Genomic DNA, 15,228 nt, shown 5'->3' with positions numbered 1-15,228 from the left:
CTTATCCATTGCGCGGAAACGGCCATTTTTATTCAAAAATGGAGGACTCAATCGGTGGAAATCACCTTGAGCCCGTTGGTGCTGCGGCTGTCCACCGGCAAGCGCCGCACGTACTTGAACGTGCCCGTGGCATGGCTGCAGATGCGGCCCTGCGCGTCGTACACCGTGCCCTCGGTAAACGCCATGGTGGCGGTGCGGTGAATGAGCCGCCCCTTGGCCACCAGCGGCCCGCGCGCGGGTTGCATGAAGCTGGTCTTCATCTCGATGGTGACCACGCCCATGTCCGGCGTCTCGCTGCGCGCGGCCGTGGCCATGGTCACATCCAGGAGCGTCATCGACGCGCCGCCGTGCGTCACGTCAAACGAGTTCAGGTGCTCGGGCTTGGCTTCGTAGCGCAGCTCGGATTCGCCCTTCTCCATGCGGTGCAGCGTAAAGCCGAGGTGGCTGACAAAGGGGATTTCGACACCAAAACTTTTCACGGCATGTCCTCAGTACACAAACTCAAAAACTGGCGCTGCCCCGCCAGGGCAGCCGAGCAAGGGCCGCCCCGCAGCGAGGGCTGCGTCCCCCTTCCCGGCGAAGCCGAGAGAAGGGGGAAGGCGCGCAGCGCCTCAGGGGGATGTAGCGAATTCACCCTCCCGTAACGATGCTCACGCCCCCATCCACCGCCAGCCACTGGCCGGTGATGTGTTTGCCCGCATCCGACGCGTACAGCGCGCACAGGCCCTTCAAATCTTCATCGTCGCCCAGGCGTCCCAGCGGGGCGTGCGCAGCCAGCGCTTCCTCGCCCATGGCCTTGAGCGTACCCACCGTCATCTTGCTCGGGAAGAAGCCGGGGCAGATCGCATTGACGCGGATGTTGTACGCGCCCCATTCGGCGGCCAACGCACGTGTGAAGTTGATCACCGCGCCCTTGGAGGTGTTGTAGGCAATGGTGTTCATGCCTTTGGGGTTGCCGCCCAGGCCGGCGATGGACGCCACGTTGATGATGCTGCCGCTGCGGCGGCCAATCATGCTGTGCTTGGCGATGTGCTGGCTGAGGATGAAATAGCCGCGCACGTTGAGGTTCATCACCTTGTCCCAGGCTTCCACGGGGTGGTCTTCGGCGGGCGCGCCCCAGGCGGCACCGGCGTTGTTGATGAGGATGTCCACATGGCCCAGGCGCTCCAGGGTTTCATCGGCCAGGCGGCGGATGTCGGCCTCGTTGGCGCAGTCGGCGGCGATCCAGCGGGCATCGATGCCTGCGGCCTGCAGTTCGGCCGCAGCTTCTTCCAGATCGGAGGCCTTGCGCGAGCTGAGCATGATCTTGGCGCCTGCCTCGCCCAGCGCATGCGCCAGTTGCAGGCCCAGGCCGCGCGAGCCGCCGGTCACCAGGGCGGTTTTGCCGGTCAGGTCAAACAGTTGTTGGATAGTGCGTGTCATGGTGTCTCCTTGGGTTTATGGGAACATTCTCGGCGCCGATCGTCAACCACCGGGCCGGTGTTTGCAGCAGCCATTGTGCGGCGCAACGCGGGGCCATTGTGTCGCCCCGGTGTCGGCGTAACTTCGGCGCAGCTTCAGTGCCACCTCGGCAGCAAGCTCAGTCTGTTTTCAGGCGCGCGCGCACGGCAATCAGCACCACGCCCACGGCGGCCGCCAGCCCACCGCCCAGCACCAGGCTCCAGCCCAGGTCGGCGTCGCTGCGCCCGGTGGCCAGGCCCAGCACCAGCGTGAGCAGGCCACCATAGATCAGCACCCAGATCAGCTTGTGCAGTCGCTGCAATGTATGGGGCGCAGCCATGGTCAGAAAGCGTCCTCGGGAAAGCTGGCGCAGGTCGCGTCGCGCGTGCTCACCACATGCAGCCAGGCGCCGATCTTGGGCAACTCGTAGTGGAAGAAGTAGCGCATCGCCCCCATGCGGCCCACGCTGGCAGCCTGCGCCAGTGCAGCATCATCGGCCAGCGTGGCCAAGGCCAGGTCCAGCCACACCCAGGCCAGCACCGTGTGGCCAAAGGCCTGCATGTAGGGCACGGCATTGGCCAGGGCATCGGCAGGCTGGCCCGTGGCCCAGGCGGCCTTGGTGGCCGCGCCCACCTGCTGCAGCGCCGCGCCCAGTGCGTTGGCGTGGGCCGCCAGTGCGGGCACCTGGATCGCGCGCTCGATGGTGGCGTTGATGCGCCCGGCCAGCAGTTGCAGGCCACGCCCGCCTTCCATCAGCACCTTGCGGCCCAGCAGGTCCATGGCCTGGATGCCGTGCGTGCCCTCATGGATCATGTTCAGGCGGTTGTCGCGCCAGTACTGCTCCACCGGGAAGTCGCGCGTGTAGCCGTAGCCACCGTGGATCTGGATGGCCAGGCTATTGGCCTCCAGGCAGAACTCGCTGGGCCAGCTCTTGGCAATGGGCGTGAGCACTTCGAGCAGCAGGCGCGCTTCGTCGGCGGCTGCAGCGTCGCCCGTGTGCTGCTCGTCCACCAGCTTGGCGCAAAAGAGGTTGAGCGCCAGTGCGCCTTCGCCATACGACTTCTGGGCCAGCAGCATGCGCTTCACATCTGCGTGTTCAATGATGCGCACCTGGGGCTGGGCGACGTCCTTGACCACGGCAGACGCTCCCGCCGCTTCCTTGGGCCCCTGCACCGGGCGGCCCTGCGGGCGGTTCTTGGCGTAGTCCAGGCTGGCGTAGTAACCCGCCAAGCCCAGCATGGTGGCGGCCATGCCGATGCCAATGCGCGCCTCGTTCATCATGTGGAACATGCAGTGCAGGCCCTTGCCGGGCTGGCCCACCAGGTAGCCCACGGCACCTGCCTGGCCGTCCACGGGGAACCTGCCTTCGCCAAAGTTGAGCAAGGTGTTGGTGGTGCCGCGCCAGCCCAGCTTGTGGTTCAGGCCCGCCAGCGCCACATCGTTGCGTACGCCAGTCAACTGGCCCTGAGCATCGACCATCTTCTTGGGCACGATGAAGAGCGAGATGCCCTTGGTGCCGGGCACCAGCTTGCCATCCGGCCCAGGGATCTTGGCCAGCACCAGGTGCACGATGTTCTCGGTGAGTTCGTGGTCGCCCGAGCTGATCCACATCTTGTTGCCGGTGAGGCGGTAGCGTGGGCCCAGTGGGTCGGATTCGAAACCGGCCCCGTCGGGCACAGCCCGTGTCGCCACGTCCGAGAGCGACGAGCCCGCCTGGGGTTCGGACAAACACATGGTGCCCGACCAGCGGCCATTGAATTCATTAAGTGCAAACACCTCCTTCTGCAGTGCAGTGCCATGCGCCATCAGCAGGTTGGCATTGCCCGAGGTGAGCAGGTTGGAGCCGATGCTGATGGAGGCCACCGCAAAAAAGCTGTTGGCCGCCGCCTCCACCGTGTAGGGCAGCTGCATGCCGCCGATCTCGTAGTCCTGCGCAGCCGACAGCAGGCCGGATTCTGCGTAGGCCTTGCGGGCCTCGTACGTCGCCTGGGGCAGGATCACCTTTTCGCCGTCGAAATGCGGCTCTTCGGTGTCTACCGTGCGGTTGAAGGGGGCGTATTTCTCGCGTGCGATGCGTTCGCAGGTGTCGAGCACCGCATCGAAGGTCTCACGCGAATGGTCGGCAAAGCGCGTGCGGGCCGTGAGGGCCTCGGCGCCCAGCCAGTCGTAGAGCAGGAAGTCGAGCGTGGAACGCAAGGTCATGGGGTCTCCTTATGGTTGGCATGCCCGCGCTCCTCCTGCTCTGCGCAAGGATCAGCGTGCGGGCAGCACGATGTTCTTGAAACACCAGAACTCCATGTCCGAATCGGGCCTGGGCTGGCAGCTGGCCTCTCCCAGTTGCAGGCGCGTGGCACCAGCGGGGAGCGGCGGGAAAGTGATCTTCAGAAACTTGCTGCGGCCGGGTTTGACCACATCCATCTTGACATTGCACAGCGTCAGCCCACCGATGGACTGCTGCTGCAGCACCGTGCCACTGCCCAGGTCCTTGAGAGTGAACGCATCGGGCGAACCCGTGGGCTGCGCGCAGGCCTCGAATGCCTCGTTCGTGCTGTTCTTCACCAGCAGCGTGATGCGGGTCTGCTTGGCATCGACCACCACCTCCTGCAGCACCACGTCCGGGTCGGACTCCAGCGGCAGCTGGAGCTTGAAGCTCTGGGCATGGGCACCGCATGCCACGGTGAGCGCGGACAGTGCGGCAAAAAGGCGAAGGGAGAACGTGCAACGCATGGGAAGTACCGTTGGGTGAAGGGAAGGGAATGGAGCGTGGAACGGTCACCGAGGTGGCCACCGGCCGCGCCGGATTCTGCCCGCGCAACCGCTGCCCGCAGGCACCGACCGAGTTCCACAAGGCAACAATTTGTAGCCTGTCGCGCCCCCTCCCCTCACGGCCCCCGGCCGCTGTCACCTGGCCACCGGGGCCCCACACACCAAGGACTGCCCGCAAGCACCCGGCACAGCGAACCACCTGCATGCGCCGGGCGGACCTCGGGCGAAGCCCTGCCGGGGTGCATGCGGGTGACGCGCCCGGGTGCCGCCGTGGTCAGAACACCTCGAAGATGCCCGCAGCGCCCATGCCGCCGCCAATGCACATGGTCACGCACACGCGCTTGGCACCACGGCGCTTGCCTTCGATGAGCGCATGCCCGGTGAGGCGCTGGCCCGACACACCGTAAGGATGGCCCAGGGCGATGGCACCACCGTTCACATTCAGACGGTCCGCCGGGATGCCCAGCTTGTCGCGGCAGTAGATCACCTGCACGGCAAAGGCTTCGTTCAACTCCCACAGGTCGATGTCTTCCACCTTCAGGCCCAGCTTCTTCAGCACCTTGGGCACGGCGAACACGGGGCCAATGCCCATCTCGTCAGGCTCGCAACCGGCCACCGCAAAACCAAGGAAACGGCCCAGGGGCTTGAGGCCCTTCTTGCTGGCGTACTCTTCGCTGGTGACCACGCAGGCACCGGCGCCGTCGGAGAACTGGCTGGCGTTGCCGGCCGAGATCAGGCCACCGGGGAGCGCCGAGCGCAGGCCCTGGATGGCCTCCACCGTGGTGCCTTCGCGCGTGCCTTCATCCTTGCTCACCGTGACTTGCTTGGTGATCAGACCCAACGTCTTGTCGGCCACACCGGCCGTCACGGTGATGGGTGCGATTTCGGCGTCGAACAGGCCGGCCGCCTGGGCTGCGCAGGCCTTCTGCTGGCTGGCAGCACCGTATTCGTCCATGGCTTCGCGGCCGATGTTGTAGCGCTTGGCCACCTGCTCGGCGGTCTGCAGCATGCTCCAGTAGATCTCGGGCTTTTGCTTGGCCAAGGCCAGGTCCTGGATCATGTGCAGGTTCATCTCTTGCTGCACGCAGGAGATGCTTTCGACACCACCGGCCACGAACACATCGGCCTCGCCCGCAATGATGCGCTGGGCGGCCATGGCAATGGTCTGCAGGCCCGAAGAGCAGAAGCGGTTGACCGTGACGCCGGAGGCGGTGATGGGCAGACCGGCCTTCAAGGCGATCTGGCGCGCGATGTTGCTGCCGGTGGCGCCTTCGGGCGTGGCGCAACCCATGATGACGTCGTCCACGTCAGCACCATCAATACCAGCGCGCTGCACGGCGTGCTGCACGGCATGCCCGCCCAGGGTGGCGCCGTGCGTCATGTTGAACGAACCCTTCCAGCTCTTGGCGAGTGGCGTACGGGCGGTGGAAACAATCACTGCGGAGGTCATGTGAATTCCTTTGATTCTGTGGATGGGTGCACGCGGACTGCTTACTGGAAGGCCTTGCCTTCGGCGGCCAGCTTGGCCAGCAGCGGAGCGGGCTTCCAGAACGCTGCGTCATCCAGCGGGTTCTTGGCAAAACGGTCCATGGCCTGCACCACGTTGAACAGACCCACCTCACTGGCGTAGTGCATGGGACCGCCACGGTGAATGGGGAAGCCGTAGCCGGTCAGGTACACCATGTCGATGTCGCCGGACTTGCTGGCGATGCCGTCTTCCAGGATGTGGGCGCCTTCGTTGACCAGGGCGAACACCAGGCGCTGCACGATTTCTTCGTCCGAAATCTTGCGCGGCGTGATGCCGAGTTCCTTGCGGTGGTCTTCGATCATCTTGTTGACCAGGTCGCTCGGGATCGCATCGCGCTTGCCGGCCTGGTAGTCGTACCAGCCTGCACCAGTCTTCTGGCCGAAGCGGCCCAGTTCACACAGCTTGTCGGCCGTGCGGCTGTACTTCATGTCGGCGCGCTCCACCGCGCGGCGCTTGCGGATAGCCCAGCCGATGTCGTTGCCCGCCAGGTCGCCCATGCGGAACGGGCCCATGGCAAAGCCAAACTTTTCGATGGCCTTGTCCACCTGCTGGGGCGTGCAGCCTTCGTCCAGCAGGAAGCCGGCCTGGCGGCTGTACTGCTCGATCATGCGGTTGCCGATGAAGCCATCGCACACGCCCGAGACCACCGAGGTCTTCTTGATCTTCTTGCCGATGGCCATCACCGTGGCCAGCACGTCCTTGGCGGTCTCCTTGCCACGCACCACTTCCAGCAGCTTCATCACGTTGGCAGGGCTGAAGAAGTGCATGCCCACCACGTCCTGCGGACGCTTGGTGAAGGCTGCAATCTTGTCCACGTCGAGCGTGGAGGTGTTGGAGGCCAGGATGGCGCCGGGCTTGGCCACAGCGTCGAGTTGCTTGAACACGGCTTCCTTGACGCCCATCTCTTCGAACACGGCTTCGATGATGAGGTCGCAGTCCTTGAGGTCGTCGTAGCTCAGCGTGGTGCTCAGCAGGGCCATGCGCTGCTCGTACTTGTCCTGCTTGAGCTTGCCCTTCTTCACCTGGGCTTCGTAGTTCTTCTTGATCGTGGCCACGCCACGGTCCAGGGCTTCCTGCTTCATTTCCAGAATCTTGACGGGGATGCCCGCGTTCAGGAAGTTCATGGAGATGCCGCCGCCCATGGTGCCCGCGCCAATCACGCCCACCAGCTTGATGTCGCGCTTGGGGGTGTCAGATGCGACATCAGGAATCTTGGAGGCGGCGCGCTCGGCCATGAACAGGTGGCGCAATGCACGCGACTCAGGTGTCCACATCAGGTTGATGAAGATCTCGCGCTCGACCAGCATGCCTTCGGCAAACTTCTTCTTGGTGGCGGCTTCAACCGCGTCCACGCACTTGGCGGGCGCGGGGAAGTTCTTGGCCATGCCCTTGACCATGTTGCGCGCGAACTGGAAGTACGCATCGCCTTCGGGGTGCTTGCAGGGGAAGTTGCGCACCAGGGGCAGCGGGCGGGCATCGGCCACGCTCTGCGCAAACGCCAGGGCTTCTGCGGCCAGCGATTCGGCCGACGCGGCCATCTTGTCAAACAGCTTCTGGCCGGGCACGGCGCCGATCATTTCGCTCTTGACGGGCTCGCCGCTCACGATGAGGTTGAGCGCGGCTTCGACACCGATCACGCGCGGCAAGCGCTGCGTGCCGCCTGCGCCGGGGATCAGGCCCAGCTTGACTTCGGGCAGTGCAATCGAGCAGCCAGGTGCCGCAATGCGGTAGTGGCAGCCCAGGGCCAGCTCCAGTCCGCCGCCCATGGCGACACTGTGCATGGCGGCCACGACGGGCTTGGCCGAGTTTTCGATGGCGGCAATCACCGACAGCAGGTTGGGTTCTTGCAGCGACTTGTCGGTACCGAACTCCTTGATGTCGGCGCCGCCAGAGAACGCACCACCGGCACCGGTGATCACGATGGACGTGACCGCCGCATCGGCATTGGCGCGGCCAAGGCCGTCCACGATGCCCTGGCGGGTCGCCAGACCGAGTCCGTTGACGGGAGGGTTGGCCATGGTGATCACGGCAACGGAGCCGTGGACTTTGTATTCAGCGGTCATGGTGCTGTTGTTCCTTGGAAAGTGAAAAAGAACGATCGTGCGTTTTTATTGTAGAGACTTCAAACCCATTTGGCGTGTCAATTTGTCCCGGGCGGGACAAGGGGGTTGGAAAGAACCCCTCGCCTGATGCTTCTACAGGCAAAAAAAGAGGCGCTACCGTTCATGAGCGCCTCTGAAAGTAATAGTGGGCGGCTGTAGCTGAACTACGCTTTGCGCGCCAGCCACTGAAACTAGCGCGCCCCAAGCCAGTGCAGCCAAGCCAGTGCAGCCAAGCAAGGGCCGCCCCGCAGCGAGGGCTGCGTCCCCCTTTCCGAGTCGCGCAGCGATTCGAGAGAAGGGGGAAGGCGCGTAGCGCCTCAGGGGGATCGCCCCGCTAAACTTCAAGCCACTCTTTTCGGATGTAGTTATCGGCCCGCAAGCTGTCCGGCGTGCCCTGGAACACGATCGAGCCATGCCCCATGACCAGCGCACGGTCCGAGATCTTCATGGCAATGGTCAGCTTCTGCTCGATCAGCAGCACCGAGATGCCGCGTGACTTGATGGTCTGCAGGTACTGGCCCACCAGCTCGACGATCTTGGGCGCCAAGCCTTCGGTGGGCTCGTCGATGATGATCAGGTCGGGGTCACCCATCAGCGTGCGGCACAGGGTCAGCATCTGCTGCTCGCCGCCGGACATCACGCCTGCCTCGGTGTGCTGACGCTCCTTGAGGCGGGGGAACATCTCGTACATGTCGTCGAACGACCAGCGGCTGTTCTTGCCACTGCCCTTTTGGCCGAGCATCAGGTTCTGGTGCACGGTGAGGTTGGGGAACACATCGCGGCTTTCCGGCACATAGCCCACCCCCATGTGGGCGATCTCGTAGGCCTTTTTGCCGTTGAGGTCCTGCCCCTTCCAGTTCAGGGTGCCCTCCCAGTCCACCAGGCCCATGATGGCCTTGGCAGTGGTGGAGCGGCCTGAGCCGTTGCGCCCCAGCAGGGCCACGATTTCACCGGGTTGCACATCAAAGGTCACGCCATGCAGCACATGGCTCTTGCCGTAGTAGGCGTGGAGATTCTCGATTTTCAGCATGTCAGTGTCCCGCCCCTTGCTCGTCTGCAACGACCGAGCCCAGATAGGCCTCCTGCACGCGCTGGTTGGCGCGCACCTTTTCGGGCGTGTCGAAAGCGATCACTTCGCCATACACCACCACGGCAATCTTGTCGGCCAGGCCAAACACCACGCCCATGTCGTGCTCCACCGTGAGCAGCGTGCGGCCCTCGGTCACCTCCTTGATGAGGTGGATAAAGCGGGTGGTTTCGGTCTTGCTCATGCCCGCCGTGGGCTCGTCCAGCAGGATCACGTTGGCCCCGCCAGCGATGGTGATGCCGATCTCCAGCGCGCGCTGCTCTGCGTAGGTGAGGTTCATCGCCAGCGTGTCGCGCTTCTTGTCGAGCTTGATCATCTCCATGAGCTGCTTGGCGCGCTCGTTGGCATCGTGCAGATTCGAGAGGAAGCGCAGGAAGGTGTACTTGTAGCCCATGCTCCAGAGCACGCCACAGCGCAGGTTCTCGAACACACTCAGCTTGGGGAAGATGTTCGTGATCTGGAAGCTGCGAGACAGCCCCCGGCGATTGATCTCGTACGGTGCCATGCCATTGACGCGCTGGCCGTTCAGGATCACGTCCCCGCTGGTGGGCGCAAAGCGTCCGCTGATCAGATTGAACAGCGTGGATTTGCCAGCACCATTGGGGCCGATGATGGCCACCCGCTCGCCAGGGGCCACCGCTAGGTTGGCGCCACGGATGATCTCCGTCTTGCCAAAACTCTTGCGCAGGTCGCGCAGTTCGAGCGCGTAGGTTGCGTTGTCAGCCGCCATGGTTACATCGCCTCCCCGCGCTTGATTTCATGTTCTATTTCTTCCTGGATCTTGCCCCACTGGCGCACAAACTGGCGGCGGCAAAGCTCGAAAAGACCAAAGCCCGTCACCATCACGAAGATGGCGCCAAACCAGCTGGCAAAGCCCTTGGCATTGAGCGTTGCGCCCAGGAACGTCAACTCGGAGCCGAGCGCCGCATTGAGCTGCAGGTGGTAGGTCATCTCGATCATGCAGGCCGCGCCCAGCACGCCGACCAGGGCGGTGCCGCCCAGGCCCAGGTACGAGGTCCAGAGCTGGCGCAGCTTGCCGAACTTGGCCAGGCGCAGGTTCATCATGATCAAACTCGCCACGCCGCCGGGCGCATACATCACCATGAACAGGAACACCAGGCCCAGGTACAAGAGCCACGCCTTGGACAGCTCGGACAGCAGCACCGACGCCAGCACCAGCAGCACCGCGCCAATGATGGGGCCGAAGAAGAAAGTGGCCCCGCCCAGGAAGGTAAACAACAGGTAGCCCCCCGAGCGCACCACGTTCAGGCTGTCTGCGCCGGTCACGATCTCGAAGTTGATCGTGGCCAGGCCGCCGCCAATGCCCGCGAAGAAGCCCGCGATGATGAAGGCGAAGTAGCGCACGCGCTGCGTGTTGTAGCCGATGAACTCCACACGCTCGGGGTTGTCGCGCACGGCATTCAGGATGCGGCCCAGCGGTGTGCCGGTAAAGGCGAACATTGCCGCCGTGCAAACGAAGCAATACACGGCAATCAGGTAGTACACCTGAATGGCAGGGCCGAAGGTGAGGCCGAAGAACGACTGGCCGTAGACACGGTCGGTGGTGATGCCGCCTTCGCCCCCGAAAAACTCGGGGAACATCAGCGCCATCGAAGCCACCAGCTCGCCAATACCCAGCGTGATCATGGCAAACGTGGTGCCCGACTTCTTGGTCGTGACAAAACCCAGCAGGATGGCAAAGAACGCACCCGCCAGGCCGCCCACGATGGGAATGAGCACCAGCGGAATGTTGAAGCTGCCCTTGCCCGCCATGTTCATCGCATGGATGGCGATGAACGAACCGAGCCCGGTGTAGACCGCGTGGCCGAAGCTCAGCATGCCGCCCTGCCCCAGCAGCATGTTGTAGGACAGGCAGATGATGATGAGGTAGCCAATCTGCGAGAGCATGGTCAGCGCCAGGCTGCTGCGAAACAGCATGGGCGCAACGATCAAGGCAATCGCAAACAGCGACCAGATGACGATCCGCCCGACGTTCCAGGGCTTGAACCGGTAATGCGCCGTGGCGCTTAAAGCTGTGTTGGTCATCGAATTCATGGCATCAGTCCTCCCGGGTGCCCAGCAGGCCCTTGGGGCGGAAGATCAGGATCAGCACGAGGAACAGGTAAGGCAGGATGGGTGCGACCTGGGAAATCGTGAGCTTGAGCAGGGGGTAGCCAAAGGTCTGGTCGGTGACCGCCACGCCCACGGCCTTGAAGACGTGGATCAGCGAATAGTCGAGCGCCACCGCAAAGGTCTGCACCACACCGATCAGCAGCGACGCGATGAAAGCCCCAGCCAGCGAACCCATGCCCCCCACCACCACCACCACGAAGATGATGGAGCCGACGGACGCCGCCATGGCAGGCTCGGTCACATAGGTGTTGCCACCGATCACGCCCGCAAGCCCCGCCAGCGCAGCGCCACCGCCAAACACCAGCATGAACACCCGCGGCACGTTGTGGCCCAGTGCTTCCACCATCTCGGGGTACTTGAGCGCAGCCTGGATCACCAGACCGATGCGGGTACGCGTCAGCAGCAGCCAGACAGACACCAGCATCAGCAGGGCCACCAGCATCACGAACGACCGCGACTTGGGGAACTGCGTGCCGTACAGCGAAAACAGCGGGCCCTGCAGCTGTTCGGGCAGGCCGTAGGGCACGGTGGAACGGCCCCATACCAGTTGCACCACTTCCAGGATCAGGTAGGAGAGCCCAAAGGTCACCAGCAGCTCTGGCACATGGCCAAACTTGTGCACGCGGCGCAGGGCATAGCGCTCGAACGCGGCGCCGAGCACAAACACCGCCAGCGGTGCCAGCACCAGCGCTGGCCAGAAGCCCACCACCCCGGAGATGGTGAAGGCGAAATAGGCACCCAGCATGTAGAAGCTGGTGTGTGCGAAGTTGAGCACGCCCATCATGCTGAAGATCAGCGTGAGGCCGGAACTCAGCATGAACAGCAGGAGCCCGTAGCTCACGCCGTTCAGCAAAGAGATCACGAAAAACTCAGGATTCATTGGAATTTTTCACTGCAGGGGTAAAAAAAAGGCCCGAGCCAGGTCGGGCCTCGAAGCGGTCACACAGGACTCAGGGACGCTTCATCTGGCACGACGTGGGCGTGCTGGCCACATAGGGCTCGTAGTACTTCACGGGCACAAAGGTGTAGCCGGTGTTCTCGGAGTCGATGGGGTACTTGCCGCCAGCCTTTTCCCACTTGGAGATGAACAGGCCTTGCTGCAGCTGGTGGTCGGTCTTGCGCATCTCGACCTCGCCGTTGAAGCTCTTGAACTTCATGCCTTCAAACACGGCAGCCACCTTCACAGGGTCGGTGGACTTGGCCTTGGCAAAGCCCTCCGACAGCATGGTGAACGCGTGGTACACAGCACCGGTATACATGTCATCGTTGAACTTCTTCTTGTAGTCCACAACGATCTTGTTCAGCTCGCCCGGCAGGTTCATGTGGGCGTAAGCCACCATGTACACGCGGCCTGCGGCAGCGGCGCCCATGGCGGTGGGGCTGCCCGTGACGGAGCCGTAGTAGGTGTAGAAGTTGACGTTGTTCAGGCCCGCGTCGTTCGCAGCCTTGATCAGCAGTGCCAGGTCAGAGCCCCAGTTGCCGGTGATCACGCTGTCAGCACCCGAGGCCTTGATCTTGGCGATGTAGGGCGAGAAGTCGCGCACCTGGGCCAGGGGGTGCAGGTCGTCACCGACGAACTGCACGTCGGGGCGCTTGCGCTGCATCATTTCCTTGGCGAACTTCGAGACCTGGTGGCCGTGCGAATAGTTCTGGTTGATCAGATAGACCTTCTTGACCTCGGGCAGGTCCTTCATATAGGTCGTCAGCGCTTCCATCTTCATGGAGGTGTCCGCATCCAGGCGGAAGTGCCAATAGCTGCACTTGCTGTTGGTGAGGTCGGGGTCCACGGCCGCGTAGTTCAGGAACAGGACTTCCTTGCCGGGATTGCGTGCGTTGTGCTTTTCCAGCGCGTCGATGATGGCGAGCGCTGGTCCCGATCCGTTGCCCTGCACCACGTAGCGCGCGCCTTGGTCCATGGCCGAGCGCAGTGCACTGGTGGTCTCTTGTGGGCTGAGCTTGTTGTCGATGCCGATGATCTCGAATTTGACCCCTGCGGCGTTCTTCTTGTTGAACTCTTCGGAGATGAACTGGAAGCTCTTGAGCTGGTTCGTTCCGACGGCTGCCATCAGGCCCGACAGCGGGTCCAGCCACGCGATCTTCACCGTCTCACCCTTTTGAGCGAACGCCGCGCCAGCGCTTGCCAGTATTACCGATGCCGCTACAGCCTTAATAGCAAATTTCATGGTTTTGTCTCCTAGTGAATCGACACAACGCAGCGTACCGCGTTGCAACAATGCGATGCTCAGGGATTGCCCCTACCAGCGTCGCACACGTGACTGGACTCGGTGTCACCCCCTGAGGCGCTGCGCGCCTTCCCCCTCTCCTTCGGGAGGGAGACGCACCCGGTGGCCTGGCAAAGCCAGCTCCACGGGTGCACTGGCCTGGGCCGCGCCAGTTTCGAAAGCCACGAGGGCGATCAAGAGGGCTGGAAGGGCCGAGGACGCAGCTTTCACAAGCCCGGAAGCTTGTAATCCTTGAGCTGCTCGCGCAGTTTGGTCTTGAGCATCTTGCCGGTGGCACCCAGTGGAATGGCATCGACAAACACCACGTCGTCCGGGATCTGCCACTTGGCCGTCTTGCCCTCGTAAAACGCCAGCAGCTCATCGCGTGTGACCTCGGCGCCCGGGCGCTTCACCACGGCGACGATCGGGCGCTCGTCCCACTTGGGGTGCGGCATACCCACACACGCCGCCATGGCAATCGCGGGATGGGCCATGGCGATGTTCTCGATGTCGATGGAGCTGATCCACTCCCCGCCCGACTTGATCACGTCCTTGCTGCGGTCGGTGATCTGCATGAAGCCATCGGCATCGATGGTGGCCACGTCGCCCGTGGGGAACCAGCCACGGCCCTGCTTGTCCTTGACGAGCGGATGGCCGCCTTCACCCTTGAAATAGCTGTCCACGATCCACGGGCCCTTGACCAACAAGTCACCGTAGGTCTTGCCGTCCCAGGGCAGCTCTTCGCCGTCTCCGCCAACGATCTTCATGTCCACGCCATAGATCGCTCGGCCCTGCTTGAGCAAGACCTTCATCTGTTCTTCCTTGGGCAGCGACAGGTGCTTGTTCTTGAGCGTGCACAGTGTGCCCAGCGGGCTCATCTCGGTCATGCCCCAGGCGTGCAGCACTTCCACGCCGTAGTCTTCCTTGAACGCGTGGATCATGGCCGGTGGGCAGGCCGAGCCGCCGATCACCGTCCGCTTGAGCGTGGAGAACTTCAGGCCTGCAGGCTTCATGTGGCCCAGCATCATCTGCCACACGGTCGGCACACCGGCGGCGTAGCTCACCTTTTCGGATTCGATCAATTCGTAGATCGACTTGCCATCCATTGCCGGGCCAGGGAACACCAGCTTGCAGCCCGTGAGCGCCGCCGAGTACGGAATGCCCCAGGCATTGACGTGGAACATGGGTACCACAGGCAGCACAGAGTCACGGGCCGAGAGGCACATCACATCGGGCAGCGCAGCAGCATAGGCATGCAGCGTGGTCGAGCGGTGACTGTAGAGCGCGGCCTTGGGGTTGCCCGTGGTGCCGCTGGTGTAGCACATGCTCGATGCCGAGTTCTCGTCAAACTCGGGCCAGGCGTAGTCAGCCGAATGGGCGCCAATCCAGTCTTCATAGCTTGCAAGACCTGGAACCCCGGAGTCCGCAGGCAGCTTGTCGGCGTCGCACAGGGCCACCCACTTCTTCACGGTGGGGCACTTGGCGTGTACGGCCTGCACCAGGGGCAGGAAGGTCAGGTCAAAACACAGCACCTGGTCTTCGGCATGGTTGACGATCCAGGCGATCTGGTCGGGGTGCAGGCGTGGGTTGACGGTGTGCAGCACACGGCCCGAGCCCGAGACACCAAAGTACATCTCCATGTGGCGGTAGCCGTTCCAGGCCAGCGTGGCCACACGGTCGCTGAACTGCAGTTGCAGATCGTCCAACGCGTTGGCCAGACGGCGTGCACGTGCCGCCAGGTCGCGGTAGGTGTAGCGATGAATGTCACCCTCTACCCGCCGGGAGACGATTTCGGCGTCGCCATGGTGGCGTTCTGCGAACTCGATCAGCGACGAGATCAGCAACGGTTGACTTTGCATCAGGCCCAGCATGGGTGCTCCTTGAATGTTGTAGTGAAGGGAAAGATCATGGTAGCGCGAGGCGTTGGCCCCAGGTGTCTCCAAAGTCATG

Annotated in this window: 13 protein-coding genes; all 13 read right to left on the bottom strand. The window is 63.2% G+C overall.

Going from position 1 to position 15,228, the window contains the following annotated elements; translation table 11 throughout:
* Positions 1–47: 47 nt before the first annotated feature.
* Positions 48–479 (bottom strand): PaaI family thioesterase, encoded by a 432-nt coding sequence (locus tag CBY09_RS18295; RefSeq protein WP_094290998.1) that lies wholly within the window; start codon positions 477–479, stop codon positions 48–50.
* A gap of 151 nt (positions 480–630) precedes the next feature.
* The gene (locus tag CBY09_RS18290; protein ID WP_094290997.1) at positions 631–1,422 is read right to left on the bottom strand and encodes an SDR family oxidoreductase; all 792 of its coding nucleotides are present in this window, start codon (positions 1,420–1,422) and stop codon (positions 631–633) included.
* A 157-nt stretch (positions 1,423–1,579) separates the two neighbouring features.
* Positions 1,580–1,780: a hypothetical protein gene (locus CBY09_RS18285; RefSeq protein ID WP_094290996.1), complete on the bottom strand. Its 201-nt coding sequence runs from the start codon at positions 1,778–1,780 to the stop codon at positions 1,580–1,582.
* 2 nt (positions 1,781–1,782) lie between these two features.
* Positions 1,783–3,642 carry an acyl-CoA dehydrogenase gene (locus tag CBY09_RS18280; protein WP_094290995.1) on the bottom strand — a complete coding sequence of 620 codons (1,860 nt, stop codon included), beginning with the start codon at positions 3,640–3,642 and terminating at the stop codon, positions 1,783–1,785.
* Between the two features lie 51 nt (positions 3,643–3,693).
* On the bottom strand, positions 3,694–4,167 hold the full coding sequence (locus tag CBY09_RS18275) for a hypothetical protein (protein ID WP_094290994.1): 474 nt from the start codon (positions 4,165–4,167) through the stop codon (positions 3,694–3,696).
* 313 nt (positions 4,168–4,480) lie between these two features.
* A complete protein-coding gene (locus tag CBY09_RS18270; protein WP_094290993.1) occupies positions 4,481–5,656 on the bottom strand; it encodes an acetyl-CoA C-acyltransferase in 1,176 nt (391 codons plus the stop codon).
* A 41-nt stretch (positions 5,657–5,697) separates the two neighbouring features.
* Positions 5,698–7,797: a 3-hydroxyacyl-CoA dehydrogenase NAD-binding domain-containing protein gene (locus CBY09_RS18265; RefSeq protein ID WP_094290992.1), complete on the bottom strand. Its 2,100-nt coding sequence runs from the start codon at positions 7,795–7,797 to the stop codon at positions 5,698–5,700.
* A gap of 373 nt (positions 7,798–8,170) precedes the next feature.
* Positions 8,171–8,866, bottom strand: coding sequence for an ABC transporter ATP-binding protein (locus CBY09_RS18260; RefSeq protein ID WP_094290991.1), 696 nt, complete (start codon positions 8,864–8,866; stop codon positions 8,171–8,173).
* Between the two features lies 1 nt (position 8,867).
* A complete protein-coding gene (locus tag CBY09_RS18255; protein WP_094290990.1) occupies positions 8,868–9,653 on the bottom strand; it encodes an ABC transporter ATP-binding protein in 786 nt (261 codons plus the stop codon).
* A gap of 2 nt (positions 9,654–9,655) precedes the next feature.
* Complete coding sequence (locus CBY09_RS18250; protein ID WP_094290989.1) at positions 9,656–10,978, bottom strand: branched-chain amino acid ABC transporter permease; 1,323 nt, start codon at positions 10,976–10,978, stop codon at positions 9,656–9,658.
* A gap of 4 nt (positions 10,979–10,982) precedes the next feature.
* Entirely contained in the window at positions 10,983–11,936 is a 954-nt protein-coding gene (locus CBY09_RS18245; RefSeq protein WP_063460510.1) for a branched-chain amino acid ABC transporter permease, read from the bottom strand.
* Positions 11,937–12,006: 70 nt separating this feature from the next.
* Positions 12,007–13,239: a branched-chain amino acid ABC transporter substrate-binding protein gene (locus tag CBY09_RS18240; RefSeq protein ID WP_094290988.1), complete on the bottom strand. Its 1,233-nt coding sequence runs from the start codon at positions 13,237–13,239 to the stop codon at positions 12,007–12,009.
* Between the two features lie 266 nt (positions 13,240–13,505).
* Entirely contained in the window at positions 13,506–15,149 is a 1,644-nt protein-coding gene (locus CBY09_RS18235) for a 3-(methylthio)propionyl-CoA ligase (protein ID WP_094290987.1), read from the bottom strand.
* Positions 15,150–15,228: the final 79 nt, after the last annotated feature.

The organism is Acidovorax kalamii (genome assembly GCF_002245625.1).
Classification (GTDB): domain Bacteria; phylum Pseudomonadota; class Gammaproteobacteria; order Burkholderiales; family Burkholderiaceae_C; genus Acidovorax; species Acidovorax kalamii.
Note: the sequence above shows the minus strand (reverse complement) of the source record. Positions and strands in the feature narration are given on the sequence as shown.

Bases quoted from the DNA above. Each gene is read 5' to 3' on its own strand.
- CBY09_RS18260 (WP_094290991.1), bottom strand. From the start codon at position 8,866: ATGCTGAAAATCGAGAATCTCCACGCCTACTACGGCAAGAGCCATGTG.
- CBY09_RS18235 (WP_094290987.1), bottom strand. From the start codon at position 15,149: ATGCTGGGCCTGATGCAAAGTCAACCGTTGCTGATCTCGTCGCTGATC.
- CBY09_RS18245 (WP_063460510.1), bottom strand. From the start codon at position 11,936: ATGAATCCTGAGTTTTTCGTGATCTCTTTGCTGAACGGCGTGAGCTAC.
- CBY09_RS18265 (WP_094290992.1), bottom strand. From the start codon at position 7,797: ATGACCGCTGAATACAAAGTCCACGGCTCCGTTGCCGTGATCACCATG.
- CBY09_RS18270 (WP_094290993.1), bottom strand. From the start codon at position 5,656: ATGACCTCCGCAGTGATTGTTTCCACCGCCCGTACGCCACTCGCCAAG.
- CBY09_RS18280 (WP_094290995.1), bottom strand. From the start codon at position 3,642: ATGACCTTGCGTTCCACGCTCGACTTCCTGCTCTACGACTGGCTGGGC.
- CBY09_RS18250 (WP_094290989.1), bottom strand. From the start codon at position 10,978: ATGAATTCGATGACCAACACAGCTTTAAGCGCCACGGCGCATTACCGG.
- CBY09_RS18285 (WP_094290996.1), bottom strand. From the start codon at position 1,780: ATGGCTGCGCCCCATACATTGCAGCGACTGCACAAGCTGATCTGGGTG.
- CBY09_RS18240 (WP_094290988.1), bottom strand. From the start codon at position 13,239: ATGAAATTTGCTATTAAGGCTGTAGCGGCATCGGTAATACTGGCAAGC.
- CBY09_RS18255 (WP_094290990.1), bottom strand. From the start codon at position 9,653: ATGGCGGCTGACAACGCAACCTACGCGCTCGAACTGCGCGACCTGCGC.
- CBY09_RS18290 (WP_094290997.1), bottom strand. From the start codon at position 1,422: ATGACACGCACTATCCAACAACTGTTTGACCTGACCGGCAAAACCGCC.
- CBY09_RS18275 (WP_094290994.1), bottom strand. From the start codon at position 4,167: ATGCGTTGCACGTTCTCCCTTCGCCTTTTTGCCGCACTGTCCGCGCTC.